Origin of the sequence: Sinorhizobium fredii NGR234 (assembly GCF_000018545.1) — a bacterium.
Classification (GTDB): domain Bacteria; phylum Pseudomonadota; class Alphaproteobacteria; order Rhizobiales; family Rhizobiaceae; genus Sinorhizobium; species Sinorhizobium fredii_A.
Window position 1 is genome coordinate 145,160 of the sequence record NC_012586.1, and the last position, 25,767, is coordinate 170,926.

Annotated in this window: 22 protein-coding genes and 2 pseudogenes; 9 read left to right on the top strand and 15 right to left on the bottom strand. The window is 63.9% G+C overall.

The features are described from left to right. Window positions 1-3: 3 nt before the first annotated feature. From NGR_RS00750 to NGR_RS00765, 4 genes and pseudogenes are all read left to right on the top strand, one after another. Window positions 4-786: pseudogene (locus NGR_RS00750) on the top strand (Mu transposase domain-containing protein); the annotation flags it as partial. A gap of 11 nt (window positions 787-797) precedes the next feature. Then, on the top strand, window positions 798-1,535 hold the full coding sequence (gene istB / locus NGR_RS00755) for an IS21-like element ISRel16 family helper ATPase IstB (RefSeq protein ID WP_012706223.1): 738 nt from the start codon (window positions 798-800) through the stop codon (window positions 1,533-1,535). Then, window positions 1,474-2,010: a ProQ/FINO family protein gene (locus NGR_RS00760; protein ID WP_164923785.1), complete on the top strand. Its 537-nt coding sequence runs from the start codon at window positions 1,474-1,476 to the stop codon at window positions 2,008-2,010. Before istB ends, NGR_RS00760 begins: the two co-directional genes overlap by 62 nt. Continuing rightward, window positions 1,994-2,173, top strand: a pseudogene (locus NGR_RS00765) (helix-turn-helix domain-containing protein); the annotation flags it as partial. The gene NGR_RS00760 and the pseudogene NGR_RS00765, both read left to right, overlap by 17 nt. Window positions 2,174-2,464: 291 nt before the next feature. Here NGR_RS00765 and NGR_RS00770 read toward each other — a convergent pair. After that, the gene (locus NGR_RS00770; RefSeq protein ID WP_164923786.1) at window positions 2,465-3,049 is read right to left on the bottom strand and encodes a winged helix DNA-binding protein; all 585 of its coding nucleotides are present in this window, start codon (window positions 3,047-3,049) and stop codon (window positions 2,465-2,467) included. Between the two features lie 106 nt (window positions 3,050-3,155). Here NGR_RS00770 and NGR_RS00775 point away from each other — a divergent pair, with 106 nt between their 5' ends. The 3 genes from NGR_RS00775 to NGR_RS00785 all read left to right on the top strand — a co-directional run bounded on the left by NGR_RS00775 (window position 3,156) and on the right by NGR_RS00785 (window position 10,960). Further along, window positions 3,156-6,767, top strand: a complete 3,612-nt coding sequence (locus NGR_RS00775; protein ID WP_012706226.1) for a hydantoinase B/oxoprolinase family protein — start codon at window positions 3,156-3,158, stop codon at window positions 6,765-6,767. A 323-nt stretch (window positions 6,768-7,090) separates the two neighbouring features. Beyond that, window positions 7,091-10,432 carry a M10 family metallopeptidase C-terminal domain-containing protein gene (locus tag NGR_RS00780; protein WP_012706227.1) on the top strand — a complete coding sequence of 1,114 codons (3,342 nt, stop codon included), beginning with the start codon at window positions 7,091-7,093 and terminating at the stop codon, window positions 10,430-10,432. Window positions 10,433-10,558: 126 nt separating this feature from the next. Further along, window positions 10,559-10,960 carry a hypothetical protein gene (locus tag NGR_RS00785; RefSeq protein WP_012706228.1) on the top strand — a complete coding sequence of 134 codons (402 nt, stop codon included), beginning with the start codon at window positions 10,559-10,561 and terminating at the stop codon, window positions 10,958-10,960. Between the two features lie 64 nt (window positions 10,961-11,024). On the opposite strand, the gene NGR_RS00790 is transcribed toward NGR_RS00785, so the two are convergent. Beyond that, window positions 11,025-11,597: a DinB family protein gene (locus NGR_RS00790; protein ID WP_012706229.1), complete on the bottom strand. Its 573-nt coding sequence runs from the start codon at window positions 11,595-11,597 to the stop codon at window positions 11,025-11,027. A gap of 178 nt (window positions 11,598-11,775) precedes the next feature. Here NGR_RS00790 and NGR_RS00795 point away from each other — a divergent pair, with 178 nt between their 5' ends. Continuing rightward, on the top strand, window positions 11,776-13,503 hold the full coding sequence (locus tag NGR_RS00795; protein ID WP_164924030.1) for an adenylate/guanylate cyclase domain-containing protein: 1,728 nt from the start codon (window positions 11,776-11,778) through the stop codon (window positions 13,501-13,503). 124 nt (window positions 13,504-13,627) lie between these two features. Here the strand turns inward: NGR_RS00795 and NGR_RS00800 are convergent, their stop codons facing one another. From NGR_RS00800 to NGR_RS00825, 6 genes are all read right to left on the bottom strand, one after another. Beyond that, the gene (locus NGR_RS00800; protein WP_012706231.1) at window positions 13,628-14,302 is read right to left on the bottom strand and encodes a 4-carboxy-4-hydroxy-2-oxoadipate aldolase/oxaloacetate decarboxylase; all 675 of its coding nucleotides are present in this window, start codon (window positions 14,300-14,302) and stop codon (window positions 13,628-13,630) included. A 149-nt stretch (window positions 14,303-14,451) separates the two neighbouring features. Further along, on the bottom strand, window positions 14,452-15,288 hold the full coding sequence (locus NGR_RS00805; RefSeq protein ID WP_012706232.1) for an ABC transporter substrate-binding protein: 837 nt from the start codon (window positions 15,286-15,288) through the stop codon (window positions 14,452-14,454). A 33-nt stretch (window positions 15,289-15,321) separates the two neighbouring features. Further along, window positions 15,322-16,053, bottom strand: coding sequence for an amino acid ABC transporter ATP-binding protein (locus tag NGR_RS00810; RefSeq protein WP_012706233.1), 732 nt, complete (start codon window positions 16,051-16,053; stop codon window positions 15,322-15,324). Further along, window positions 16,050-16,754 carry an amino acid ABC transporter permease gene (locus NGR_RS00815; protein ID WP_012706234.1) on the bottom strand — a complete coding sequence of 235 codons (705 nt, stop codon included), beginning with the start codon at window positions 16,752-16,754 and terminating at the stop codon, window positions 16,050-16,052. The genes NGR_RS00810 and NGR_RS00815 overlap by 4 nt, the downstream gene beginning before the upstream one ends. Further along, window positions 16,751-17,458 carry an amino acid ABC transporter permease gene (locus NGR_RS00820; RefSeq protein WP_012706235.1) on the bottom strand — a complete coding sequence of 236 codons (708 nt, stop codon included), beginning with the start codon at window positions 17,456-17,458 and terminating at the stop codon, window positions 16,751-16,753. The genes NGR_RS00815 and NGR_RS00820 overlap by 4 nt, the downstream gene beginning before the upstream one ends. Further along, window positions 17,451-18,221 (bottom strand): SDR family oxidoreductase, encoded by a 771-nt coding sequence (locus NGR_RS00825; protein ID WP_012706236.1) that lies wholly within the window; start codon window positions 18,219-18,221, stop codon window positions 17,451-17,453. The genes NGR_RS00820 and NGR_RS00825 overlap by 8 nt, the downstream gene beginning before the upstream one ends. A 282-nt stretch (window positions 18,222-18,503) precedes the next feature. Between NGR_RS00825 and NGR_RS00830 the strand changes: the two genes are divergently transcribed. After that, window positions 18,504-19,409: a LysR substrate-binding domain-containing protein gene (locus NGR_RS00830; RefSeq protein WP_012706237.1), complete on the top strand. Its 906-nt coding sequence runs from the start codon at window positions 18,504-18,506 to the stop codon at window positions 19,407-19,409. 73 nt (window positions 19,410-19,482) lie between these two features. Here the strand turns inward: NGR_RS00830 and NGR_RS00835 are convergent, their stop codons facing one another. The 7 genes from NGR_RS00835 to NGR_RS00865 are packed head-to-tail and all read right to left on the bottom strand — an operon-like array spanning window position 19,483 to window position 25,529. Next, window positions 19,483-20,685, bottom strand: a complete 1,203-nt coding sequence (locus tag NGR_RS00835; RefSeq protein ID WP_012706238.1) for a pyridoxal phosphate-dependent aminotransferase — start codon at window positions 20,683-20,685, stop codon at window positions 19,483-19,485. A gap of 57 nt (window positions 20,686-20,742) precedes the next feature. Then, a complete protein-coding gene (locus tag NGR_RS00840) occupies window positions 20,743-21,510 on the bottom strand; it encodes a 5-oxoprolinase subunit PxpA (protein WP_012706239.1) in 768 nt (255 codons plus the stop codon). 39 nt (window positions 21,511-21,549) lie between these two features. Then, entirely contained in the window at window positions 21,550-22,548 is a 999-nt protein-coding gene (locus NGR_RS00845) for a biotin-dependent carboxyltransferase family protein (RefSeq protein ID WP_012706240.1), read from the bottom strand. Continuing rightward, window positions 22,545-23,255, bottom strand: coding sequence for a 5-oxoprolinase subunit PxpB (pxpB, locus tag NGR_RS00850; RefSeq protein ID WP_012706241.1), 711 nt, complete (start codon window positions 23,253-23,255; stop codon window positions 22,545-22,547). The genes NGR_RS00845 and pxpB overlap by 4 nt, the downstream gene beginning before the upstream one ends. Continuing rightward, a complete protein-coding gene (locus NGR_RS00855; RefSeq protein WP_012706242.1) occupies window positions 23,252-23,707 on the bottom strand; it encodes a hypothetical protein in 456 nt (151 codons plus the stop codon). The genes pxpB and NGR_RS00855 overlap by 4 nt, the downstream gene beginning before the upstream one ends. Next, window positions 23,704-25,089: an acetyl-CoA carboxylase biotin carboxylase subunit gene (gene accC, locus NGR_RS00860; RefSeq protein WP_012706243.1), complete on the bottom strand. Its 1,386-nt coding sequence runs from the start codon at window positions 25,087-25,089 to the stop codon at window positions 23,704-23,706. Before accC ends, NGR_RS00855 begins: the two co-directional genes overlap by 4 nt. After that, entirely contained in the window at window positions 25,086-25,529 is a 444-nt protein-coding gene (locus NGR_RS00865; protein WP_012706244.1) for an acetyl-CoA carboxylase biotin carboxyl carrier protein, read from the bottom strand. The genes accC and NGR_RS00865 overlap by 4 nt, the downstream gene beginning before the upstream one ends. Window positions 25,530-25,767 lie beyond the last annotated feature (238 nt).

Here is a 25,767-nt window from a genome sequence, read left to right on the forward strand (position 1 = left end):
AAGAAGGCAAAAGTCGAAGCCGCGGTTCGCATTGTCGAGCGCTGGCTGCTGGGCCGGCTACGCCACCGCGTCTTCTACAGCCTTGCCGACGTCAATGCTGCGATTGGTGAATTGCTCGTCGATCTCAACGACACCCGTGTTCTGCGCCGGGTCGGGCGCACGCGACGGCAGTTGTTTGAAGAGATCGACCATCCTGCTCTGCGGCCGCTGCCCGCCGAACGCTACGTCTTTGCGGAATGGCGCATACGCCGGGCCGGGCTCGATTATCATGTCGATATCGACAAACATTATTACTCGGTGCCCTACCGATTTGCCCGTGAGCAGGTCGAGGCGCGCATCACCGCCAATACCATCGAGATCTTCCACAAAGGTGAGCGCATCGCTGCCCACCGACGCTCGAGTGGCAATGGCAAGCACACGACAACACCCGAACACATGCCATCATCGCATCGCCGCTTTGCCGACTGGACGATCGAGCGCATTAGCCGCGAAGCATCGGCAATCGGATCGGACGTTGCCTTGCTCTGCGAACGTATTCTCGCTGATCGGCCGCATCCGGAACAGGGCTACAGAGCCTGTCTGGGCATTATCCGCCTCGTCAAAGCCTTCGAGCGCGAGAGGGTCAATGCGGCGTGCGGCCGGGCATTGGAAATCGGCGCGCGAACCTATGGATCGGTGCGCTCCATTCTCGACAACAATCTCGACCGATCGCCAGCGTCAGCCGGCACAGCCTCACCTGAACCCATCCACCACTCCAACATCCGCGGTCCCCGCTATTACCACTGAGGAGAAGACCTATGCTTGCCCACCCGACCCTTGATAAATTGAACGCCATGGGCCTGACCGGCATGGCCAAGGCGTTCAACGAACTGATCAGCAACGGCGAGAGCGAACAATTGTCCCATGCCGAGTGGCTGGGGCTGCTGCTCGAGCGAGAATGGAGCTGGCGCTACGATCGCAAGCTTGCCGCACGTCTGAGGTTCGCCAAGCTGCGCCATCAGGCCGTGCCGGAGGATGTTGATTATCGCAGTGAACGCGGCCTCGATCGCGCGCTGTTCATGAAGCTGATCGGCGGCGACTGGATCGATGCCCACGACAACCTGGCGATCTGCGGGCCGTCCGGCGTCGGCAAGAGCTGGTTGGCCTGTGCGCTTGGGCACAAAGCCTGTCGCGACGATCGCTCGGTTCTCTACCAGCGTGTGCCGCGGCTGTTTGCCAATCTTGCCTTGGCTCGCGGCGACGGTCGATACGCAAGACTGCAGCGAACCCTCGGGCACGTCCAGCTCTTGATCCTTGACGATTGGGGTCTGGAACCGCTCAATGAGCAAGCGCGCCACGATCTTCTGGAGATCCTCGAAGATCGTTACGGACGCCGCTCGACGATCATCACCAGCCAGCTTCCGGTCTCAGCCTGGCACGAGATCATCGGCAATCCAACCTATGCCGATGCCATCCTCGACCGCCTCGTTCACAATGCCCACCGCATCGACCTATCCGGCGAAAGCTTACGGCAAAACCAGCGCCGGAAATCTTGACACGCGACCACGATCAACTGACAACAACTACAGCCAGCAGGACCCCAGCCTCAAGGGGGCGAGATCATCCCGGAATCCGGGGGCGCAATCATCTCGGAACAAAGGGGCGGCTTCATCGGAATCGGCATACCTGGCGCAATTGCGTGCCGGCGCGACGCGGGTTGATCTCGCCGGTGATGCCGCCGGCGAAGTGACGGAAGCAGACGCGGCAACGGCCAGGGCGTGGTTGCAGGCTCGTTTCGGCATGGTAGACCCGGCGCAGTCACCACGGCTAGAAGAAGAGCCGGCAGCGTTGGCGAAATCCGATCTCACGCAGGACGGCAAGGTAAACTTTCGCCCGGTAAGCCTCAGCGGTTTATCGTCGAGACGAAGCGCCGCCGCTTCCCCAGCCGCCGCTTTGGTACCTGACAGGTGGCTTGTCCGCCACCGAATGAGCCGGAGGTCGAAAAAGCGGTCGGCGGAAGGTGTTCCGTGACGCGTGCGAAGCGAGGGCCACGCTCGGCATTCAGGACCGCGCGCTGGCGGTGCTCGATGCCCTGCTGACGCTCTATCCGGATAACGAGCTTTGCGAGGATCGCAGTCTCGTCGTCTTCCCGTCGAATGATCAACTCTCGGTTCGCGTCCATGGCATTGCCGGCGTCCGCACCGCGTGAACGCGTTCACCGGGCACGACACCGTAATTGGGCTTGGCGGAGGCCCTTTCGCCCTCATCCCTGTGCTCGTCACAGTGATCCAGGAGCGCCGCGTCCGCGGCGCGGAAGAGTCTTTTGCGCCGAAGGACTTGGGCTGGCTGGATTCCTGTGACGAGCACAGGAATGAGGACCAAGAGAGGCCCGGCCGTACGCAATCGACGACGCACAGTAGCTGTTGTCGTGTACTGTGGAATACGTTTGAACGCGACGCGCTTTAGGCGGATTGCCGGACCGTCGTCAGAGCGTCGTCGCCGCGCGCGCCGATTGCTCGTAGGCGCCGGACAGGAAGCGCAGCACGGCGGCGATCTCCGAGAGAGTTTCTTCCGAAGGCCGCGCATGGGCCGTCGAGGCGACGAGCAGGCGCTCGCGGATCTGCGCGTAGCGGCCGCAGGCCTCGGCACCCTTCGGCGTGATCCGGACCGTCTTTTCCTTGCCTTGCCGGCCGGTCGTCGCCAGACCTGCGGCTTCGAGCTTGCGGATCGCATAGGTCGCGACGTGGGTGTCCTCGATGTCGAGGACGAGGCAGATATCGGAAAGCTTCTTGCCCCGGTCGCGGTGGCGGATGGTGTGCAGGACCATGATCTCCATCGGCGAAAGGCCGGCAACGCCGGCCGCCGCCATGCAGCGCACCATCCAGCGGTGGAAGGCGTGGGAGGCGAGGATCAGGCCGTATTCCACTTCCGAGAGTCCCGGCGAACCGCCTTCGGCAAGGTGCGCCGACGAGACGATCGGGCCGATGGCGGAGACGGGTTTCAGATGGTCGGGCAGCTCGGTCCCGGCCCAGTCCCGATTTTTCGGCATCTGCCCTCGCTTCTTGGTCATCCGCCTGCTCCTCATTTGATCAACGACAACATTTTATCGACAAATTGTCAATAAAATGCTCTTCTCTGCTCATGCGGAATGCTCATTTCAGCGAGGAGAGGCGAGGATGGCTGGCACTTGGAACTTCTGGGTGGATCGCGGCGGCACCTTCACCGATGTGATCGGCCGCGATCCCGATGGCCGCTTGCACGCCCTCAAGGTTCTTTCCGAAAATCCCGGCGCCTATCGCGACGCCGCCGTGCACGGCATCCGCCTGCATCTCGGCCTTGCCGCCGGCGCGCCGGTGCCGCCTGGTCTGATCGGCGAGGTCAGGATGGGCACGACGGTCGCCACCAATGCGCTGCTGGAGCGCAAGGGCGAGCCGATGGCGCTCGTCACGACGCGCGGCTTCCGCGATGCGCTGAGGATCGGCTACCAGGAGCGTAAGAAGATCTTCGCCACCGAAATCATCAAGCCGGAAGCGCTCTATTCGGAGGTCGTCGAACTCGACGAACGCGTGCTTGCCGACGGCGCGGTCGAGCGCCCGCTCGACGAGGATGCGGCGCGGAGCATGCTCGAAGCGCTGAAGGCCAAGGGTTATCGGGCGGTCGCCATCGTCTTCATGCATGCCTACCGCTATCCCGATCATGAGGCGGTTGTTGCACGGCTCGCGCGCGAAATCGACTTCGAGCAGGTCTCGGTCAGCCACGAGGTCTCGCCGCTCGTCAAATATGTCGGCCGCGGTGATACGACCGTCATCGACGCCTATCTCTCGCCGGTGCTCGGCCGCTATGTGGCGCAGGTGTCGGAGGAACTCGACGTCGCCCGCTCCGGCGCCCGGCTGATGTTCATGATGTCGTCGGGCGGGCTGACGGCTGCCGACCTCTTCCAGGGCAAGGACGCGATCCTGTCCGGACCGGCCGGCGGTGTCGTCGGCCTCGCCAGAACCGGTGAGGCGGCCGGCTTCGACCGCGTCATCGGCTTCGACATGGGCGGCACCTCGACCGATGTCGCCCATTTCGACGGCGAATATGAGCGCGCCTTCGAGACCGAAGTCGCCGGCGTGCGCGTCCGGGCGCCGATGATGCTGATCCATACGGTTGCGGCCGGCGGCGGCTCGGTCCTCCATTTCGACGGGGAGCGCTTCCGTGTCGGGCCGGATTCGGCCGGCGCCAACCCGGGCCCGGCCTGCTATCGCAACGGCGGACCGCTCGCCGTCACCGACGCCAATGTCATGCTCGGCAAGCTGATGCCGGAGTTCTTTCCGGCGCTGTTCGGGCCTGGGCAGAACCTGCCGCTCGACGTCGAAACGGTGCGGGCGCGTTTTGCCGCGCTCGCCGCCGAGATCGGCGACGGGCGCAGCCCGGAGGATGTCGCCGACGGCTACATCCGCATCGCGGTCGCCAACATGGTCGAGGCGATCAAGAAGATTTCCGTGCAGCGCGGCTATGACGTGACGCGCTATGCGCTGAACTGCTTCGGTGGCGCGGGCGGTCAGCACGCCTGCCTCGTCGCCGATGCGCTCGGCATGACGAGCATTCTCCTGCATCCAATGTCGGGCCTGCTCTCCGCCTATGGCATGGGCCTCGCCGATATCCGCGCCACACGCCAGAAGGCGCTCGGGGTGGCGCTCGACGATGCCGCACCACAGGCGCTTGCGGCGCTCGGCGCGGGACTGCAAACGGATTGCCTCGCTGAACTTGGCGCCCAGGGGATCACCCGCGACCGTATCCGCACGCATCTGCGCGCCCATATCCGCTATGCCGGCACGGACACGGTGCTGGCCGCCGAGGCAAGTTTTCCGGAGCATGACAGTGCGCCGCGTCTGCGCGCCGAATTCGAGCACTTGCACAAGCGCCGCTTCGGCTTCATCGCCGAGAACAAGCCGCTGGTGATCGATGCCGTCGAGGTCGAGACTGTGGGCGGCGGGGCTGCTGAGATGGAGACGGACGGGTTGGCGACCACCGCTGGCGACGTGGCCGTTAGTCGGCAAACCCGCATCTATTCGCAAGGCGCGTTCCACGACGCGCCGGTGGCGCTGCGTTCGGATATCAAGCCGGGGCAACGGCTGACGGGACCGGCGATCATCGTCGAAGCGAACCAGACGATCATCGTCGAGGATGGCTGGCAGGCCGAGCTGACGGCCAGGGACCACATCGTGCTGAAGCGCATCAAGCCACTGCCCGAGCGCACGGCGATCGGCACCAGGGCCGACCCGGTGATGCTGGAGATCTTCAACAACCTCTTCATGTCGATCGCCGAGCAGATGGGCGTGACGCTGCAGAACACCGCCTATTCGGTGAACATCAAGGAGCGCCTCGATTTCTCCTGCGCGGTCTTCGACAACAAAGGCAATCTCGTCGCCAACGCGCCGCACATGCCGGTGCATCTCGGCTCGATGGATGCGTCGGTCGCGACCGCGATCCGCGAGAACCCGGTGATCCATCCGGGCGACGTGTTCCTGATCAACGCGCCCTATAACGGCGGCACGCATCTGCCGGACCTGACGGTCTGCACGCCGGTCTTCGACGACGCGGGCCGCGAGATCCGCTTCTGGGTGGCAAGCCGTGGCCACCACGCGGATATTGGCGGTATTTCGCCGGGTTCGATGTCGCCGCTTGCCACCAATATAGAGGAGGAAGGCGTCTATATCGACAACTTCAAGCTGATCGACCGGGGCCGCTTTTCGGAGGAAGGACTGGAAAGACTGCTGAACGGGGCGCGCTATCCGGTCCGCAATATCCTGCAGAACGTCAACGACCTGAAGGCACAGGTCGCCGCCAACGAGAAGGGCGTGGCGGAACTGAAGAAGATGATTTCCCAGTTCGGCGAGGAGGTCGTCGAAGCCTATATGGGCCATGTCCAGGACAATGCCGCCGAAAGCGTGCGCCGCGTCCTCGATCAGTTGAGCGACGGCGAATTCTCCTACGAGATGGACCAGGGCTGCCGGATCGTCGCGAAGATCTCCATCGATCGCGAGCGCCGCGAGGCGACGGTCGATTTCACCGGCACATCGGCGCAGCGCGCCGACAATTTCAACGCGCCGGAGCCGGTGACGCGGGCGGCGGTGCTCTATGTCTTTCGGGTGCTGGTCGAGGCGGATATCCCGATGAATGCCGGCTGCCTCAGGCCGATCCGCATCGTCATTCCCGACGGCACGATGCTGACGCCGCGCTATCCGGCGGCGGTCGTCGCCGGCAATGTCGAGGTCAGCCAAGCCGTCACCAATTGCCTGTTCGGCGCGGTCGCGGCGCAGGCGGCCGCGCAGGGGACGATGAACAACCTGACCTTCGGCAATGCCAACTATCAGTATTACGAGACGATCTGCTCCGGCGCGCCGGCCGGCCCCGGCTATGACGGTGCCGACGCGGTCCACACTCACATGACCAATTCGCGCCTCACCGACCCGGAAATCCTCGAGACGCGCTTTCCCGTGGTGCTCGAGGATTTCCACATCCGCAAAGGCTCCGGTGGCCGCGGCAAATGGTCGGCTGGAGACGGCACCAAGCGGACGATCCGGGCGCGCGAGCGGCTGGATTTCGCCATCCTCTCGGGCCACCGCCGCATCCGGCCCTTCGGGCTGAAGGGCGGCGCGCCCGGCGAGCTCGGCCGCAACCGCGTCCGCCGCAATGACGGCCGGATCGAGGAACTGCCCGGCTCGGCCCATACCATCCTCGAAGCGGGCGAAGCCTTCACGGTGGTGACGCCGACCGGTGGGGGATATGGGGAGGCTGACTAACCCGGCGACGATAATCCGACATCGACCGAAGAGCCAAACAGACGCGCATCCACACGCCAGCAGCCGTCTCCCGTTCGGCGGGTAGCGTCGACGCCTTTCGCTGCGGTTTCGCAGCCCATTTGCCGCTCCAGGGCGGCCGCGGCGCTTCCAATCGCTTACGTGACGTTACCCCCGGCTTTATGGGGGTGACAAATCAGAGGTTGTAATAACATTATCCGGGCCGGGCGGTGGGGCTGACAGGCATGTGATGCCTGTCGTGGAAAATTGGCAGCTGCAGAACGGTACGCCGTACTGCGCATAATCGTCAGAGAGGGAACCTCACGATGCCGAATCCAAGCCAAACGAACGACGAATGGTGGGTCAACGATCAGACGCCGGATAACCCTTACGGCAAGAGCGAGGATTATGAGTCCTTTCTCGACTATCTGGGCGCACTGCCCCGCAGCCTGACGCCGGAGATCGCGGCGGGGACGCTGAGAATCAACGTCTACGAGCTCAACGATCATCCCGAGTACAAGGCCGCCGCAATCGGCGCCTTAGAGATGTGGGCGTCCGTCACCCCTCTGAAATTCGAGATCGTCGACGACGCGCCGTTCGACAGCACGACCGACTGGATGGAGGTTGTCAGCCCCGAACTCGGCGAGGAGGACGATGGCAGCGCCTATTCGAGCAATCGCTATGTCAGCATCGGCCAGCGTTTCCACGACACGGAACCGAACAAGACGGATATCGGCGGCTATGTCTTCGATTCCTTCATCCATGAATTCGGCCATGAATTCGGCCTCAATCATCCCGGGCTCTACAATTACAGCGGTCCCGGCGGCGTGCAGATCAACTATCTGAACAATGCGACCTGGACCTATGATCGCCAGCAATACAGCGTCATGTCCTATTTCGATGGGATCGATGTCGGCGAAACCACCCGCTGGTCCGCGTCGACGCCGCTGATGGCCGACATCGAGGCCGTCATTCGCCGCTTTTTCTCGACCGTCGACGCGAATGGCGTGCGCACCTATCAGCACATCGAGCTCAACACGGGGGACAATGTCTACGGCTTCGGGAGCACCCAGTACGGCTACCAGCTGACCTCCTCGGGCATGCAGCATGACATCGGCTTTGTGATCCATGACACCGGCGGAACCGACACGATTGACTTCTCCGGCTCGACGGCGGGCACGATCCTCGACCTGCGTGCCGGACAGTTCTCCAGCGTCAACGGTCATAGCAACAATGTGTCGATCTTCGCCGGGCACAACGCGGATCAGACCGACTATTACGTCGAGAACGGCATCGGCAGCAGCTATGACGACATCCTGATCGGCAACGACGGCGCCAACACGCTCGACGGCCGCGGCGGCGGCGACCGCATGGCCGGCAACGGCGGCGACGATATCTATTTCGTCGACTCATGGGACGACATCGTTCGCGAGGAAGCGAACGGCGGCAACGACACGGTCATCCTCCTGTCCAGACACCTGAAAATCAGGAAAATCGCCAATGTCGAAAACATCATCTACGCCGACGAGTCGACGACTGAGCCTGGCGACGGCGGCGACGAGACCCCGCCGAGCGTCGGCGACGACACGATGACCAGCATCATCATCGGCGGCGACGGAAACGATACGCTTGACGGCGGCGCCGGCGACGACACGATCTTCGGGCAGGGCGGTGACGACCTGATCGTCGGCGGCCGCGATTCGCTCGCCAGCCGCGACATCAACAACACGATCGACGTAGAGGATCTCGAAGACCAGACGGAAAGCGACGACGGGAACGACACGCTCTACGGCGGCGGCGGCAACGACACCATTCTTGGCGGCCAGGGCAACGACATTCTCGACGGCGGCGACGGCGACGATACGCTGAGCGGCCAGGACGGAGTGGATATATTCAGGGGCGGTGCGGGCGTCGACACGGTCGATTTCAGCAAGGAGAGCCCTTTCCAACTGCTCGTCAACCTCGCAACGAATGTCGCCAGCGGCGGCACCGCCTCGGGCGACACGTTCTACAGCATCGAAAACCTGATCGGCTCCGATGACCGCATCGACCGCTTCATCGGCACGGCCGCCGCCAATCATTTCTGGGGCCAGGGCGGCGGGGATTATTTCAATGGCGGCGACGGCAATGACATTCTGGATGGCGGCAACGATGGCGATATCCTGTATGGCGAAGCCGGCGACGACACGATCATCGGCGGCGCCGGCCAGGACTATCTGGACGGCGGCTCCGGCAATGACACGGTGGTCTACGCGGGTAGTCCTGACGGTGTGACGATCGATCTTGCCAACGGCACGGCCAGCGGCGGCGACGGCGACGGTCCGGTGCAGATCGTCGGCCGGGGCGCAGCGATCCGACACGACATACTGGCGGGCTTCGAGAATGCCGTCGGTTCGTCTTTCGAGGACCATCTCATCGGCAATGCGCTCGCCAATGAGCTCTCCGGCGGCGCCGGCGACGACACGCTGACCGGCGGCGGGGGGGCCGACAGATTGAACGGCGGCGCCGGCAGCGACACGGCAGACTACGCCGACGCGACGAGCGGCGTCAGGCTTGGTCTTTCTGGAGGCAGGTCCGGCGGAGATAGATATGTCTCCATTGAAAATCTTGCGGGTTCGGGATTCAACGACCGACTGACCGGCAACGACGCAGCCAATGTCTTGACGGGCCAGGGCGGGAACGACGCGATCGACGGCGGCCGCGGCGATGACACCCTGCTCGGCGATTTCGCCTATCAGGGCGACGCGCCGCCACGCCCGGGCATGGGGACCGGCTATGCGACGTTGGGACCGGACGCGACGAACAACTCGGTCGCAACCGCCTTCGACATCTCCAACAACTTTTCCCTCACCGCCGACCCCGACATCTTCGATTCGACGACGGTCCTTCACACGACCGTCAACGCCACCGGAAACGGCCAGGGCGGATATTATAAGATCGATCTCGCGGCCGGCACGGTCATCACGATCGACATTGACGGAATTGCCGATCCGAATGTCCATGACAGTTGGGTCAGGCTGCTCGACAGCGCCGGCAACATCGTCGCTCAGAACGATGACGGCGGCGGCGATCCCGGCTCTACAAGCAGCCGGGATTCGAGCCTGGTATTTGTCGTTCAGGAGAGCGGACCCTATTACATCTTGGAAGGCAGCTGGTCGCCGACGGCGCCGGGCGATGGCTGGGCGGAGGCCGTGCCGGCAGGCTCGACCTACGAGTTGAACGTATCGGTCGAGTTTCCCCCTGCGCCGGCCCAGCCGGGCGTCGCGGGATCCGACACGCTCAATGGCGGCGGCGGCAGCGATCTGCTGGATGGCGGTCTGGCCGCCGACACGCTCACCGGCGGCGAGGGAGAGGATGCTTTCCGCTTCTCGACGGAGCTTGGCAACGGCAATGTCGACTGGATCAGGGATTTTAGGGTCATCGACGACACGATCCTGTTGGACAACCTCATCTTTGAGAGCGTCGGTGCCGACGGCGCCCTCGCCTTGGGCGCATTCTACGGGAGTGCGGGAGGCGTCGCTCATGATGCCGACGACCGCATCATCTACGATACCGATAGCGGCGTCCTGTCCTATGACGCCGATGGTGCCGGAGAAGTCGCAGCCATTCAGTATGCGCAGCTGAGCACAAATCTGCGGCTTTCGGCGGCCGACTTCATTATCATCTGACGCGACCGCAGGTGGGGCGCTTTCAGGCGCCCCACCTGATGACACTGTTGCGGTTGGTTTCTCTATTCGAGGCACTGCAACGCCGCTACCGCACGGGTCTTGCGGGGCGATCATGGAGAGTGTGTGATGAAGCGCCGGACCGACCGCCGCACAGTGTTGATGACCGTCGGAGCCGCGGCTTTCGCCGTGGTCGCCGGGCCGGCCGCGGCGCAATCGACAGATATTCGCGGCACCGTCACGTTCGAGGGCGGCGCGGTTATCCCGGAAGGTCATCTCGAGGTTTACCTCGACGAGCCTGCCACTCAGGGGAGTACGCCACGTCGCGCCACGAAAACGCGCATCAAGAGCGACGGCAGGTCAAAGACGATAGCCTTTTCCCTGCTTCCGCCCGCAGGCTCGACTGCTTCGCCAACGCTGCGGATCATTGCGCGCTTGGAGCGTGCAGACGGCTGGCTGGTCGCGCGCGGCAGCACAAAGGTCGAGGCGGGTTCACCCGTCTACGTCACACTCAACACAGTTATGTATTGAAGCCAGCGGCCGACGACAAACTCATCTGGTGTCGGTTCGGATGCCGGGCGGCAACGGTTCTAGCCTATTGCGTCAGCCGCGCCTCGTTCCACCCGAGTGCGGCGAGGTCCTCCACCCGCGCCTCGCCATTGTCCGTCAGGATGAATTCATCGATCTGCGGCGGCGGAACGCTGGTGCCGGAGAGCATCGCGTGGATCTGGCCGCGATGGTGCTGGCCGTGCAGCAAGACGTGGAGGAGGGTATCGGCGACGGTTTCGGTCAGTGTCCGGTCCGGCCAGGGGATGCTGATCTGCCGAGAGAGCGCCTGTGGCGTCAGTGTCTCGCAGAATTCGACGAGCCAGTCGTCGACCTCGGCCCGTTCGGTCGCGAATTCGGCGGGTGTTGCGCGGCTGCCCGCTGGGTTCACGGGGCCGGGCCGGTCACCTCGAAGCGTGTCGATGTAGTAGCGATCGGCATCGAGAAGGTGGACCATCGTCGCCTTCAGCGAAGGGAAGAAAGACGTCCGGGCCGCCTCCCACTCGCCGGGCCGCAGCGCCATGCAGGCGCGATCGAGCCGCGCATTGGCAAGGCGCGCATTGCGCGCCAGCTGCCGATACGGCCGGCAGATGAGGTCCGCTGGAAGGGTCGTGCTGTCCATGGCTCGATCTCCTCGCATCCTCGGGCTTGCGTTTTGTGGCGGCTGCAGCGGGTCGAGTCAACGGCAAGGTGCAGGCCGGACGACAATCGCAGCCGAGACTTGCGTGGATTCTCGGCTGGCGATCCTCTACATTCTCCTTTGGGAGGGTAGGGTTTTGGAACGCCGCCTCGCCGCCATCATGGCCGCTGATGTCGTTGGCTACTCGCGTCTCATCCGGGTCGACGAGGATGGCACGCTCGCGGCGTTGAAATCGCTGCGCGATGAGCTGATCGGGCCGAAGATCGCCGAGCATCATGGGCGCGTCGTCAAGCTCATGGGCGACGGCCTGCTCGCCGAGTTCCCGAGCGTCGTGGAGGCGGTGCGGGCGGCCAGCGAGATGCAGCAGGCAATCGCCGATCGCAATGCCGGCCTGCCGGAAGGGCAACGGATCGAGATCCGCGTCGGCATCAATCTGGGCGATGTGGCGATCGACGGCGATGACATCTATGGCGACGGGGTGAATGTCGCGGCGCGCCTGGAGGCAATGGCCGACCCGGGCAGCGTCTATGTCTCCGGGGCGGTTCACGACCAGGTGCGCGACCGCCTCGAGCTGCGCTTCGAGGATCTTGGAAGACAGCAGGTCAAGAATATCGATCGGCCGGTGCGGGTCTGGCGCTGGCTGCGCGACGCCGCGGCGCCCGACCGCGGCGCCGTTCTGCAGGAAGCATCGCTGCCGGACAGGCCATCGATCATCGTGCTCCCCTTCAACAATATGAGCCGCGATGCCGATCAGGAATATTTCAGCGACGGGATAACCGAGGACGTCATCACCGACTTGAGCAAGGTCTCCGGCCTGTTCGTCATCGCGCGCAATTCGGCCTTCGTCTACAAGGACAAGACTTTCAACGTGCCCCAGGTATGCCGCGAGCTCGGCGTCAAGTTCGCCCTCGAAGGCAGCATTCGCAAGGCCGGAAACCGGGTTCGCGTCACCGCGCAGTTGATCGACGGATCGAGCGGCGGCCACGTCTGGGCCGAACGCTACGATCGGGACCTGACCGACATCTTCGAGGTCCAGGACGATATTACACAGCAGATCGTCGCGGCACTGAAGGTGACGCTCAGCGCAGCGGAGAAATCGCGCAGCGCCGAGGCCGGCACGCGCGATGTCGACGCCCATGACCTGTTCCTGCGCGGCCGGGAAATGCTCCGTGCCGTCAAGAAGGATCGCGACATGTTCGAGCAGGCAACGGCCTGCTTCCGGCAGGCGCTCGCACTCGACCCGAACTATGCCGCCCCCTGTGCGGGCCTCGGCCTCGCCTATGTCCTCGATTACCAGAACCACTGGAGCGCTGCGCCCGAGACCTCGCTCGACGCGGCCGAGCGCTTCGCCGACGAGGCGATCGGCAAGGACGACCAGGATCCTTTCAACCACTTCGTGGTTTCCCTGGTCGCCATGTTCAGGCGCAACTACCGGCGCTGGGGGGAATCGGCCGACCGCGCCCTGGCGCTCAACCCCAATTTCGCCTCCGCCCTCAATATGCGCGGCGTCCTGCATCTCTACACCGGCGAGCCGAAGCTGGCGATCCCCGATATCGAACGGGCGATGCGCCTCGATCCGGCCGTGCAGCAGCAATATCTGCATTTCCTCGGCACCGCCTATTTCGTCGATGGCGACTACGAAAAGGCGGCGACTCTCTTCCGCGACCGGATCGAAGTCAACCCGACCACCGATCTGTCGCGCGCTTTCCTGGCTTCGGCATTGGGGCATCTCGGCCGGCTCGACGAGGCGCGCCGGATCTGGGGTGAGCTCAAGGATATCAATCCGAAATACGAGCACGCGAAGCACGTTGCGCGTTTGCCGTTCCGGGATCCTTCCGACGCCGGGAAATTCACCGACGGATTGCGCAAGGCGGGCCTGGTCGAGTGACCTGGTGGAGTGACTTGGCGCGCATTGCTTTCGCGCCGGCGGGCGTCGCGATCAGCGCCCGGGCCGCGGCAGCAAAATCATGGCGATCGAAAGAGCCGACGTAGCGGCTCTCGAGAGGTGTCCGTCAGTCTTCGACCACCAGCCCCTTGGCCTTCAGCACGGCCTCCAGCTTGCTGACCTCGACGACCGACTTGCCGGCCTTGTAGGCGGCGATGTAGCCGGCTTCGGCATCTTCTCTGGCCTGCGACAGCTTGGCCACTTCGCCTGCTTCCTGTCGCCTGACGACGACCAGGCCGTCCGCGTCGCCGACGATAATATCGCCCGGATGGACGATTTCGTCGCCAATCAGGATCGGTTCGTTGGTGGCGCCCAGCGTCTCCTTGACGGTGCCCTTGATGCAGACGCTCAAGGAAAAGACCGGGAAGCCGAGCTCCCGCAGCTGCAAGGTGTCGCGAACGCCGGTATCGGTCACGAGCCCGCCGATGCCCTTGGCCAGGCAGGCATTGGCGAGCACGTCACCGAACGAACCCGCCTCCTCATATTCACCGGCCGAAACGACGATGATGTCGCCGGGCTGGGCGTAGTTGATCGCGACCTGCAGCATGATGTTGTCGCGCGGCGCGCATTTGACCGTGAAGGCCGGGCCGCAGAGCTTCATGCGATAGTCGATCGGCTTCAATCGGGAGGACAGCGCGCCCCTGCGGCCCTGCGCTTCATGAAGGGTAGCCGGCGAAAACCTGGCAATGGCCTCGATCTCCTCCTTGCTCGGGCGTTCGAACCGTTGCTTCAGTTTGATCATTGTCATGTCTCCTTGGGGCCGAAGGCGGCTGCCGGTATTGTTTTGATGGATGCTCCGGGCATTTTCCCGCAGGCCGGGCGCGCACGGGAGAGAATGCGGCCTGAGCTCAGGCCGCATTCTGGGAAGCGACATTCATCGCTTTAGAATGATTACGGGATCGGCTCGAACTTCAGTTCGGTGATCGGCACGACCTTGTCGGTGCGGGTCATCTTGTACTCGGTGTTCGGTCCGAGCCACTTCTCCCAGATCTTATTGATCTCGCCGGAGGTGTCGAGCGCAACCAGGATCTCGTTGATCTTGGCGGTCAAGGCCGGCTCGTCCTTCTTCATGCCGATGCCGATCGGCTGGAAGAGCATCGGCTCTTCGATCATCCGCATCTCGGCACCCTTGGTCTTCGACTCCTTGACGATCTTGGTCGTCGTCATCGTGTTGGCGACCAGGCCGCGCGCCTTGCCCTGCTGGACCGCCAAATAGGCCGAACCGGTGTCCTGGAACGTCAGGGGCTTCGACTCATTCTTGCGGATGGCGAGCTCAGACGTCGAGCCCTTCGTCGAGGCGAGCCGGACGCCGGCAAAATCCGCCTTCTTCTGGCCGGGATCATCGGCCTTCACGATCAGCATTTCCTTGGCGAGATAATAGGGGTGGCTGAACTGGATCTGCTCGGCGCGGCTCAGCGTATAGGCAAGATTGGCCACGGCGATGTCGACATGGCCGAGCTTCACTTCGGGAACGCGCGCTTCGACGGAGAGCGGCTTGATCTCGGCTTTCACGCCGAGTTCGCGGGCAATCGCGTTGCAGAGGTCGACGTCGAATCCCGCCATTTCTCGCGTTGACGGGTCCGGTGCGGCGAAGGGCGGCACGTCGGCGAAGGTTCCGCAACGGATCACCTTAGCGGCCGTGATGTCTGCGAGCTTGTCTGCCTTTGCCGGACCGGCGATCGCGGTCGCAACGAGCGCGGCGCCCAGTGTCCATGATTTCAATTTCATTGCTTAAGTCTCCTCTGGGGTTGGGTCTTTTGGTTAGTGCCGCAATTCGCTCAGGAAGCGCTGCGCTCGCGCGGTTTGGGGGCGAGAGAAGAATTCTTCGGGCGGGGCGGATTCGACGATCTGCCCCTGATCTATGAACCAGACGCGATCCGCTACATCGCGCGCGAATCCCATCTCGTGGGTGACGCACATCATCGTCATGCCGTCGGCGGCCAGACCCTTCATGACGGAGAGGACCTCGCCGACCATTTCCGGATCGAGTGCACTCGTCGGCTCGTCGAACAACATCACCGGCGGTTCCATCGCCAAGGCGCGCGCGATCGCAACGCGTTGCTGCTGACCGCCGGAGAGCTGGGCAGGATAGGCATTGGCCTTCTCGGCCAGGCCGACGCGCTCCAGGAGCTTCGTGGCCTTGGCATAGGCGACGTCGCGCTGAATATCCTTCACGCGGATCGGCGACATGGCGATGTTGTCGATGGCCGACAGGTGCGGAAACAGATTGAAGCTCTGGAAGACGAAGCCGATCCGGCTGCGCAGCCGGTTGAGCTCCTTGGCAGGCATCGGCTGATGGATGTTGTTGCCGTCGCAGGTGATCGAGCCGCTGCCGATTTCCTCGAGCCGGTTGACGGTCCGGATCAAGGTCGACTTGCCGGAGCCGGACGGGCCGCAGATGACCACGACCTCGCCGCGCGCCACTTCGGCGTCGATTCCCTTGAGGACCTCGTAGCTGCCGTAGCTCTTGTGAACGCCGGCCAGCGCAATCATGGGCGAATTCTTCGAGGGCGGGTGATGCGGCGCTCCGTGACGATGGCCACCCGGCTCAACGACCAGCAGATCACGTAGTAGACGGCCGCGAGGATGAAGAAGACCTGGAACGGCTGCGTCAGCAGCTGATTGTTGATCTGGCTGGCAGCAAACGTCAGGTCGGGCACGTTGATCACGTAGCCGAGCGTCGTATCCTTGATCGTCGCAACGAAGACCGAAATGATGCTCGGGATAACGTTGTAGAGCGCCTGCGGCAGGATGACGTAGCGCATGGCGCCGAGATAGCTGTGGCCAAGCGCCCGGGACGCCTCCATCTGGCCGTGGCCGAGGGCGACGATGCCGCCGCGGACCACCTCGCTCAGGAACGCGCCCTGGTAGACGACGAGCGTCACCAGCATGGTGAGGAAACTCGGGACATTGGCTCCCGTGGCAAGCGGCACGAGGAAGTAGCCCCACAGGATCAGCATCAGCAACGGCACGCCGCGGGTGAAGTAGACGAGCGCCGTTACTGGCCAGTTCAGGAAGGGGGACTTCGAAAGCCGGGCAAGCGCCAGGGCAATGCTCACCGGAAAGGCGAAGGCGATGGCGAGGATCGAAAGCAGCAGCGTTGCCGCAAGTCCTCCAAGCGGACCGTTCGGATACTGCCCGATGAGCAGCAGCAGCCAATAATCGCGGATGATGGCTATGATGTCGCTGATCATGCTCGGCCGCTCCTGACTGGGTCCGCTCGGCGGGCGACATAGGCGCCGAGCGCCATGATCATCAGCGAGAAGACGAGGTAGAGGACGGTGACCAGCAGGTAGCTCTCGAAGGTGCGGAAGCTTAAGTTTTCGATCTCCTTGACCGCGTAGGTGAGCTCCGCCACGCCGATCGCCACGGCAAGACTGCTGTTCTTGAACAGGGAGACGCTGTGGTTGATGAGCGCCGGCAGCGCGTTTCGGCTGCCTTGCGGAACCATCACGAAGCGCATGGCCGAAACATAGCTGTGGCCGAGAGCGCGGGCCGCTTCCATCTGGCCGGGGCTCACCGCCCGCATGCCGGAGCGAAGGTCCTCGCTGAAATAGGCCGCCTGGCAGAGGCCGAGCCCGATCACTGCGAAGATCGCCTCGGCATTGTGGTCGTTCAGCCAGAAGGTGACCGGGTCCGGCATCAGCGTGAAGATGCCGAAATACCAGAGCAGGAGCTGCACCAGCGTCGGGACGTTGCGGTGATAGGAAACGTAAGCCGTGACGAACGCATTTCCGAGCGGACCGGGCGCATAGCGAAGGCCGAGCAGAAGCAGCGCCAGCGTCATCGCAAGAGTCCAGGAGCCGATCGCCACGACGAAGGTCATCTTGATGCCGAGCAGCAGCATCGAGACGTATTCGGGATTGCCGAGGATCTCGGAAAGGTCGAAGCTACTCACGGCTCTCATCCCCGCTTTTCGGAGATTGCGGCTTTGCCGTCTGCAACCCGCCCATCACCTGAAGTGTCGGCGTGATCTCGATATGGCCGATATTGACGGCGACAGGTGCTGCGACCGCGAAGGCTATCGCATTGGCGATGTCCCTTGCCTCAGGGAGTTCGAAGCCGTCGATGAAGCGCTCGCGGATCTCCGGGCTGTCGCCATGCACATGCGCGAAGATGTCGGTCGCGACCCGCCCCGGGCAGATTTCGGTGACGCGGACACGCTTGCCGAAGGCATCGATGCGCAGCTGGTTCGACAGCATGCTGACCCCGGCCTTCGTCGCATGGTAGGAGGAGTTTCCGCCGAAATTGTAGATACCGGCGATCGACGAGATGTTGATCACGTGGCCGCGGTCACGCGTCACCATTCCCGGAACCACCATGCGGCACAAATGCAGGACGGCGCGAAGATTGACGTCGACGAGCAGATCGATGTCGCCGTCCTCGGCTTCGAGAAACTTCTTGGGACGATCGACGCCGGCATTGTTGACGAGAATGTCGAATTCGACGCGACGGGTGAGATCGGCAAGGGCGGCGCGGTCCGTGACGTCGATCGCATGCGCCACGCAACCGGTGCGCTCTGCGAGCTTGCGCAGCGGCTCGGCGCTGCGCGCGACTGCATGGACTTCAAGCCCTTCGGCTGAGAAGCGCTCGACGATCGCCGCTCCGATTCCGGAGGAAGCACCGGTGACAAGGGCGGTTCTGTAATCGGAAAACGGCATCGGCGATCCCCTTTGTTTCAGGAACCTTAGCTGAGCTTTCGAGACGGCGATAATTCCGATTATCTTTGGAGGGATAAGCCTATCTTATGAAGGTGGCGAGAAATCTCTACAGAATTGATTTTATTTGCTTAATCTGTAACTTCCCGGCGCGGCGGACCGACCTTTGCCGCGATCCGGGTTGCGATTTCGCCCTCAAGCCCGGCTTGGGAGAGAAGACGTTACAAGCTAACAGCGAGGCTGTAACATTCCGGCCGGCTGCAACAGTGAGCGAAAATTTCACCCATGGATACCAGGCGTTTCAAATCCTTCGTCGTGATCGTCGACACAGGCAGCATCACCAGGGCCGCCGACATCCTCCACATCGCGCAACCTGCCCTCAGCCAGCAGCTCGCCGCGCTGGAGGAACACTTCGGAACGAAGCTTCTCACAAGGAGTCAGCAGGGGGTCGTCATGACGGACGCCGGCGCGGAGGTTTACCGGCACGCCCAGATCATCCTCAGGCAGATGGATCAGGCGCGCGCCGACGTCACTGCCGCGGGGAAGCATCTCGCGGGCCGCGTATCCGTCGGGCTGACGCCGTTCAGCAGTGCGGCGACCCTGTCGTTCGAGCTTCTGGCGGAGACCCGGCGGCGCCATCCGGGCATCGTCCTGCACCTCACCGAAAGCGTCGGGCAGACCTATAGCCAGATGTTGATGAACAACCGGCTGGAGATCGCGTTGATCCATGGTGCCGGTCCGATGAAGGGCGTGCGCTTCGATCCGCTTCTCAGGGAGGATTTCTATCTCGTCGCGCACGAGACGTTCGGCATTGAAGCCGGCGACACACCGGTGCCGATCTCGGCTCTCGAACCGCTGCCTTTTCTGATGCCGCCGGCCTACAACTTCGTGCGGCGCGCGGTGGAAGCCGCCTTCGCGAGAAGCCGGGCGAATCTCACCGTTATCGGCGAGGTCGAGGTCATCCGGACGCTGACCCGCGCCGTCGGCAGCGGTCTCGGCGCGACGATCATGCCGAAGGCGGTCGCCGATCGAATTGTCTCGGAAGGGGCCGGTCCGATGATTTGCCGGAGCATCTCGCCGAGGATCGAGGAGACGCTCTCCTTGTGCGTGTCGGAATTCGCACCGCTTTCGGAGCCGGCCCTGGCCGTTCAGGAGCTTCTGCGCGAACTGACCGAGCGGCTGAAGCATTGATGCATGGAGCCCCGGGGACTGCGCCCCCTCTGCCCGGCAGGGCAGAGGGGGGCGACACCCGCTTCTCCGATCCCTATCTCAAATTGCTGCAGAACTCGGCGATCCGGGCGCAGCCGTCGGCGAGTTTCTCCACGCTGGTCGCGTAGGAGATGCGGAAGAACGGGCTCATGCCGTAGGCCGCACCCTGCACGATCGCCACATGCTGCTCGTCGATGAGCGCCATCACGAAGTCCGTGTCGGTTTCTATTCTGCGGCCCGCTTTCGTGGTCTTGCCGATCAGCCCGGCAATGCTCGGAAAGAGATAGAAGGCGCCCTCCGGCTTGTGGCAGGTGAGGCCGTCGATGCCGTCGAGGTTTTCGAGCACGAAGTCGCGGCGCTTGCGGTAGATCGCCGCGCGCTCCTTCAACAGATCCTGCGGCCCGTCGAGCACGGCAACCACCGCGGCCTGGGTGATCGTCGACGTGCCGCCGCTGTTCTGGCCGTTGACGTTGCTGATGGCCGAAATGAGGGCCTTCGGCCCGCCGCAGAAGCCCAGCCGCCAGCCGGTCATGGCATAGGCCTTGGAGGCGCCGTTGACCGTCAGGACGCGGTCGTAGAGGCGCGGCTCCACCTCGGCGATCGTGCAGAATTCGAAATCGTCATAGACGAGGTGCTCGTACATGTCGTCGGTCATGATCCACACATCCGCATGGCGCAGCATGACCTCTGCAATCGCCGCCATTTCCTGGCGCGAGCAGGCCGCGCCAGTCGGGTTGTTCGGGAAGTTGAGGAGCAGCCACTTGGTCCGCGGCGTAATCGCCGCTTCGAGGTCCTCGGGCCTAAGCTTGAAGCCGTTCTCGTGGCTGCAGGCGACGGGGACCGGCACGCCGCCGGCGAAGCGGACGATGTCGGCGTAGCTGATCCAAGCCGGAGACGGGATGACGACCTCGTCGCCCGGATTGCAGGTGGCAAGCACCGCGTTGAAGATCACTTGCTTGCCGCCGCCGGAAACGAGGATCTGGCCGGGTTCGTAGTCGAGATTGTTGTCCCGCTTGAACTTGCGGGCGATCGCCGCCTTGAGGGCCGGCGTGCCGTCCAGCGGCGGATATTTGGTGTCGCCCGCCAGCGCCGCGGCATGGGCCGCCTCGATCGCGTGGGAGGGGGTGGGGAAATCCGGTTCGCCCGAGGAGAGCGAAACCACGTCGACGCCCCGCGAGGCGAGATCGCGGGCACGCTGCGTCATGGCGGCAGAGGCGGATACGGAGACGTTCTTGAGGCGATCGGCGAGCGTGGGCATGGGTTTGTTTCTTTCGGATTCGTTGACGGTGTCGGTTCTTGCGCCAATCGGGGCCAGCTAGGCGAGGACCTCTCGGGCCGGTGCGATCGTCGCTCCGGCCGCCTCGATCTCGCTGCGGACGATCCGGGCGAGTTCGAGAGAGCCCGGCGTATCGCTGTGGACGAGGATCGAGCGGGCGCGGACCTCGATCGTCCGGTTGTCGATCGTCGTCACCGTTCCATATTCGAGGAACTGGCGAACCCGGGCGCGAACCGTTGCTTCGTCCTTGAGGACGGAATTCGGCAGCTTGCGCGATACGAGTTGACCCTTGGAATCATAGGCGCGGTCGGCCAGGAAAAGGGTGAGGCTTCTCAAGCCGGCCCGCGTGGCGGCCCGCTCTATTTCGCTGTCGGGCATCGCGAAGACGATGAGCTCCGGGTCGACCGTTCGGATCGCCTGCATGATTAGGTCGGCGAGCGCCGGGTCGCGGTTGATCATGTTGCCCATGGCGGCATGGAAGCCGATATGGGCGACGGGGACGCCTTCGCCCCTGGCGATCGCCGTCAATGCGCCCAATTGGTAGAGGACCTGCTGGCGCAGCTCGTCGGCTTCGACGGGCATTTCCCTACGCCCGAAACCGAGCCGGTCGGGAAAGCCGGGGTGAGCGCCGACACCGACGCCGCGTGCCTTTGCCAGCCGCACCATCCGCGCCATCGTCTCCGGGTCGCCGGCGTGAAAGCCGCAGGCGATGTTGGCCGACGACACCACGTCCATGAGGGCCGCGTCGTCGCAGAGCCGGTAGGGTCCGAAACCCTCTCCCATGTCCGAATTGAGATCGATTTTCATCGTTGCCTCTTCTGTCTTGGCTTGATCAGCATCGGAAAGCTATCGGCGCGCCATGGCTGCAAGGGCTTGGGCGAGCATCGGCACGGTGTGGTGGATGTCCTCGAGATAGGCTTCAACCGCCCGCTCGGCGGAACGCGCCTCGGCGACGCTCGATTGGACGAATCGGATGCGGCTGCCGATCCGCGCCTGGCCGAGCCGCCAAAGGTCAACCTCTATGACACCGGCGATCTTGGGGTAGCCGCCGGCGGTGTTGGCATCGCTCATCTGGACGATCGGCTCGCCCGACGGCGGCATCTGCACGACCCCCGGAACGACGCCGTGCGAGCGCAATTCCACCGGAGAGGCGAGCCTGATCGGCTCGCCCGACAGCCGATAGCCGGTGCGGTCGCTTTGCGAGGAAATCTTCCAGGTCTGCGTCCAGAACCGTTCTTCCTCGGCGCCGAAGAGCGCGTGTTCGCCGGCGGGAATGGCGCGAACGAGCAGCGTGCCGTCATCCGAGGCCGGGAAGTGCTCTGACAGTGCCGCCTCGGGCGGCTTGGCGCCGAAACCGTGGGGCGGCAGCGCGAATGTGCCTGCGCCGCCAATGTCCAACCGATCGTTCGCCGCCAGAAAGCGGCCGTCCAGTCCGCCGAAGCCGCCGCGCAGCGACGTGCTGCGCGACCCCATCACCGGCGCGACATCGATGCCGCCGGCAAAGCTCAGATAGGCGCGGGCGGAGCGTCGCGGCGTGTCGAGTTCGAGAACCTGGCCGGCCGAAACCGCTATCGCCCACCATGGCGGAAGCGGTCGCCCGTCGAGACGCGCGCCGCAATCGGCGCCGGTGATTGCGACGGTCATATCCCGACCGAACCGAAGGCGGAAGGGGAAGGTCTGCACTTCAAGAGCGGCCTCTCCCTCGTCATTGCCGACAAGCAGGTTGCCGACCGACAACGCCAGCCGGTCCATGGCGCCGCTCGAGGTGACGCCGGCGTTGCGGAAGCCGAAGCGGCCGAGATCCTGCACGGTGTTCAGGGGGCCGGTTTGAAGAACCTCGATCAAAGTTCGATCCTCTCGGGAACGAAGCGGACCTTGTCGCCGGGAGCAAGCAATGCCGGCGGGTCTTTCATCGGGTCGAACATCGGCAGTTCGGCGAGGCCGATCGAGTTCCAACCGTTCGGGCCGGTCAGCACCGACACGCCCGTCTGCATGCCGCCGATCGTCACCGTGCCCTTGAGCATCCGGAGCGACGGCACGGTCTTGCGCGGCATGTGGATGCGCGGATCAAGCCCGTGCAGATATCCGAAGCCCGGCGCGCTGCCGAGCGCGACGACCGTGTAATTGCCTTGCCAGTGCAGGCGCACGACCTCCCGATCGGTCAGTCCCGTGTAATCGCAGACGGAGGCAAGGTCCGTCGCATGCTCGCCGCCATAGGTGACGGGAATTTCCACCGTCTTTCCGGTGAGGTCGATGCTGCGTGCGCCATCCCATTCGTGCCGCAAGCGCGCCTCGAATTGCGCTGGCTCCTCAGGCGTCTGCTTGAGGATGACCAGCAGGTTCGTGACCCCCGGAACGACCTCCCGAATTTCCGGCCATGGCTCGACTGCATGCGCCAGGGCCCAGATTCGCCTCTGTGCGAGAAGGTCGAACGCCCCCGGGGCCTCGATAAGATAGGCACTCGTGCCGATGACGGAGATCTTCGGCTGTTCGGCGGAGGCAGTAGAAATGGATGCCGGCGTCGACAGGGCTTTGCTTTGCGCGTACGTCATTGGGCGGGCTCGATCAGAAAAACGGTGTCGCCATAGCCGACCAGACTGCCGGGTTCGACGACGCAATCTTTGAGGGTGCCGGCGTCTTCGGCCCGGATTGGCATGATGAGCGGTCCGATCCCGACGAAGCCGATGATCTCTTCCGGCGAGACGGTGCTGCCGATGGTCGCTTCCGCCGCATCACGGCCCGGATGCACGGGCAGGAAGTGGCCGGCGATCGGCGCCTTGGCGGGTCTTGCATCGTCTTGCGTAACCGAAGCATCCAGTGCCTCGCCGGCGCCATCCGCCGCGGCGCCCGTGCCGGCCACGATCCGCATGAGCCGGCCGCCTTCCGTTTCGATCTCGATCGAGTCGACGCCGGCATCCTCGAGCCAGCCGGCGATCTTCTCCAGGGTCGCCGGATCAAATATCTGTCCGGTGATCGCGCTCTTTCGCTTCCGCCCCTTCGTCATTGCTTTCGCTCGTCCAGCCATTTCTCGAGGTGATGGATATCGGTTTCGCCGGCGCAGAAGGCAGGGTCCTCGAAGAGCGCCCGATGCAGCGCCAGGTTGGTCGAGATCCCTTCGATCCTGGTATCCGCCAATGCCAACCGCATGCGGCGAATGGCCTGGTCCCGGGTCGGCGCATGGACAATCAGCTTGGCGATCAGCGAGTCGTAGTGGGGCGATACCTTGTAGCCGGTCGTGACATGCGTATCGACGCGGATGCCGGGGCCGCTCGGAAACTCGGCGGCGGTGATCCTGCCGGGCGAGGCGGCGAAGGTGAACGGATCTTCCGCATTGATCCGGCATTCGAAGGCATGGCCATGCGCCCGCACGTCGGCTTGCGCAAGGGTCAAAGGCAGCCCCTGCGCAACGCGAAGCTGCTCACAGACGATATCGATGCCGGAGGTCATCTCCGTTACCGGGTGCTCGACCTGGAGGCGCGTGTTCATTTCGATGAAATAGAATTCGCCATTCTCAAAGAGAAACTCGAAGGTCCCGACGCCCCGGTATCCGATCTGCTGGCACGCATCCGCACAACGCTTGCCAACGGCGGCAGCGATCTCGGCGGGAATGCCCGGAGCAGGCGCCTCCTCGACCACCTTCTGGTGGCGGCGCTGCATCGAACAGTCGCGATGGCCGAGCCAGACGGCATTGCCGTGGTCGTCACAAAGCACCTGGATCTCGACGTGGCGCGGGTGCTGGAGGAACTTCTCCATGTAGAGTTCCGGCGTGCCGAACGCCCGTCTCGCCTCTTCGCGCGTCACCGACACGGCATCCTTGAGGGCCGAAGCATCGTGGACGACGCGCATGCCCCTGCCGCCACCGCCGCCCGCCGCCTTGATGATCACGGGGTAGCCGATGCCGTCGGCGATCGCCGTGATGGAGGCGATATCGTCGGGAAGCGCCTCATCCGGCCCCGGCACGCAGGGCACACCCGTTTCGATCATCGCGCGCTTGGCGGCGATCTTGTCGCCCATCGTGCGGATCGCCGAGGCGGGCGGCCCGACGAAGACGAGACCGGCGGCCTCGGCGGCTTCAGCGAAACCGGCATTTTCGGAGAGAAATCCGTATCCGGGATGAATTGCGCCGGCGCCAGCCGACCGCGCCGCAAGGAGGACCGCAGCCTGGTTGAGGTAACTTTGTCCAGGAGCGGCTGGTCCGATGCAGACGAACGCGTCTGCTGTTGCCCGGTAGGGGGCATCCCGGTCGGCATCGGAGCAGACCATCACCGTCCGCAGGCCCAATTCCCGGCAGGCCCGCTGCACGCGCAGGGCGATTTCGCCGCGATTGGCGATCAGCACCGTATCGAAGCGGCGCCCGATCTCTCCCTTCTCGACGGCCGCTATCATCCGATCTCCATCAGCGGCTCTCCGGCTTCCACTTCTTGGCCGTCGCCTGCAAAAATGCGCGTGATCGATCCGGCCCTGTGGGCGGACACGGTGTTGAAGACCTTCATCGCTTCGACGATGCAGAGGCTCTGACCCACCTCGACGGTATCGCCTACCTCGACGAAGGGACGCGCGCCGGGATTGGGCGAGCGATGCAGGACGCCGAAGACGGGTGCCTTCACCGTTCGGCCGTCGGCTGGCTGGATTTCGGGCCTGTCGCTCCGATCGACGGCGGGCGGCGCTTCTGCTTGACGGCCGCGTTGCGGCTTCGGGTCCGCCGGGGTGCGCTTGGACCGATCACGCGATATCCGAACAATGGTACCGTTCTCGCCCACCACCAGTTCGGAAACACGCGAACGGCCGACGAATTCGATAAGCGTTCTGATCGTTTCCAGATCCATCAGGTCCCACCCATGCATCGCTCCCGGGTCGTCCTCGGACGATAAACTCGATCGATGACCGAGCGGTCCGACGATCAAATGAAGCGATTGGGAGTGTTACACGAGGGCCCCGTTGATGGGGGCAGACAAAGTTTCTATGGCCACGCCCTGCCTCATCCCTTGACGTTGCATCGCGGAACAATCGTTGCCGTACTCGATTACAGCGGGACAGAACCTCGCCGGTAGTACTGAACATGTC

What these genes read in the sequence shown, in the direction of transcription:
- NGR_RS00865 (WP_012706244.1), bottom strand. Translation starts at nt 25,529, where the DNA reads ATGGATCTGGAAACGATCAGAACGCTTATCGAATTCGTCGGCCGTTCG.
- accC (WP_012706243.1), bottom strand. Translation starts at nt 25,089, where the DNA reads ATGATAGCGGCCGTCGAGAAGGGAGAGATCGGGCGCCGCTTCGATACG.
- NGR_RS00760 (WP_164923785.1), top strand. Translation starts at nt 1,474, where the DNA reads ATGCCCACCGCATCGACCTATCCGGCGAAAGCTTACGGCAAAACCAGC.
- NGR_RS00830 (WP_012706237.1), top strand. Translation starts at nt 18,504, where the DNA reads ATGGATACCAGGCGTTTCAAATCCTTCGTCGTGATCGTCGACACAGGC.
- NGR_RS00810 (WP_012706233.1), bottom strand. Translation starts at nt 16,053, where the DNA reads ATGATTGCGCTGGCCGGCGTTCACAAGAGCTACGGCAGCTACGAGGTC.
- pxpB (WP_012706241.1), bottom strand. Translation starts at nt 23,255, where the DNA reads ATGACGTACGCGCAAAGCAAAGCCCTGTCGACGCCGGCATCCATTTCT.
- NGR_RS00835 (WP_012706238.1), bottom strand. Translation starts at nt 20,685, where the DNA reads ATGCCCACGCTCGCCGATCGCCTCAAGAACGTCTCCGTATCCGCCTCT.
- NGR_RS00855 (WP_012706242.1), bottom strand. Translation starts at nt 23,707, where the DNA reads ATGACGAAGGGGCGGAAGCGAAAGAGCGCGATCACCGGACAGATATTT.
- NGR_RS00770 (WP_164923786.1), bottom strand. Translation starts at nt 3,049, where the DNA reads ATGACCAAGAAGCGAGGGCAGATGCCGAAAAATCGGGACTGGGCCGGG.
- NGR_RS00805 (WP_012706232.1), bottom strand. Translation starts at nt 15,288, where the DNA reads ATGAAATTGAAATCATGGACACTGGGCGCCGCGCTCGTTGCGACCGCG.
- NGR_RS00815 (WP_012706234.1), bottom strand. Translation starts at nt 16,754, where the DNA reads ATGATCAGCGACATCATAGCCATCATCCGCGATTATTGGCTGCTGCTG.
- NGR_RS00795 (WP_164924030.1), top strand. Translation starts at nt 11,776, where the DNA reads ATGGCCGCTGATGTCGTTGGCTACTCGCGTCTCATCCGGGTCGACGAG.
- istB (WP_012706223.1), top strand. Translation starts at nt 798, where the DNA reads ATGCTTGCCCACCCGACCCTTGATAAATTGAACGCCATGGGCCTGACC.
- NGR_RS00780 (WP_012706227.1), top strand. Translation starts at nt 7,091, where the DNA reads ATGCCGAATCCAAGCCAAACGAACGACGAATGGTGGGTCAACGATCAG.
- NGR_RS00785 (WP_012706228.1), top strand. Translation starts at nt 10,559, where the DNA reads ATGAAGCGCCGGACCGACCGCCGCACAGTGTTGATGACCGTCGGAGCC.
- NGR_RS00825 (WP_012706236.1), bottom strand. Translation starts at nt 18,221, where the DNA reads ATGCCGTTTTCCGATTACAGAACCGCCCTTGTCACCGGTGCTTCCTCC.
- NGR_RS00790 (WP_012706229.1), bottom strand. Translation starts at nt 11,597, where the DNA reads ATGGACAGCACGACCCTTCCAGCGGACCTCATCTGCCGGCCGTATCGG.
- NGR_RS00775 (WP_012706226.1), top strand. Translation starts at nt 3,156, where the DNA reads ATGGCTGGCACTTGGAACTTCTGGGTGGATCGCGGCGGCACCTTCACC.
- NGR_RS00840 (WP_012706239.1), bottom strand. Translation starts at nt 21,510, where the DNA reads ATGAAAATCGATCTCAATTCGGACATGGGAGAGGGTTTCGGACCCTAC.
- NGR_RS00800 (WP_012706231.1), bottom strand. Translation starts at nt 14,302, where the DNA reads ATGATCAAACTGAAGCAACGGTTCGAACGCCCGAGCAAGGAGGAGATC.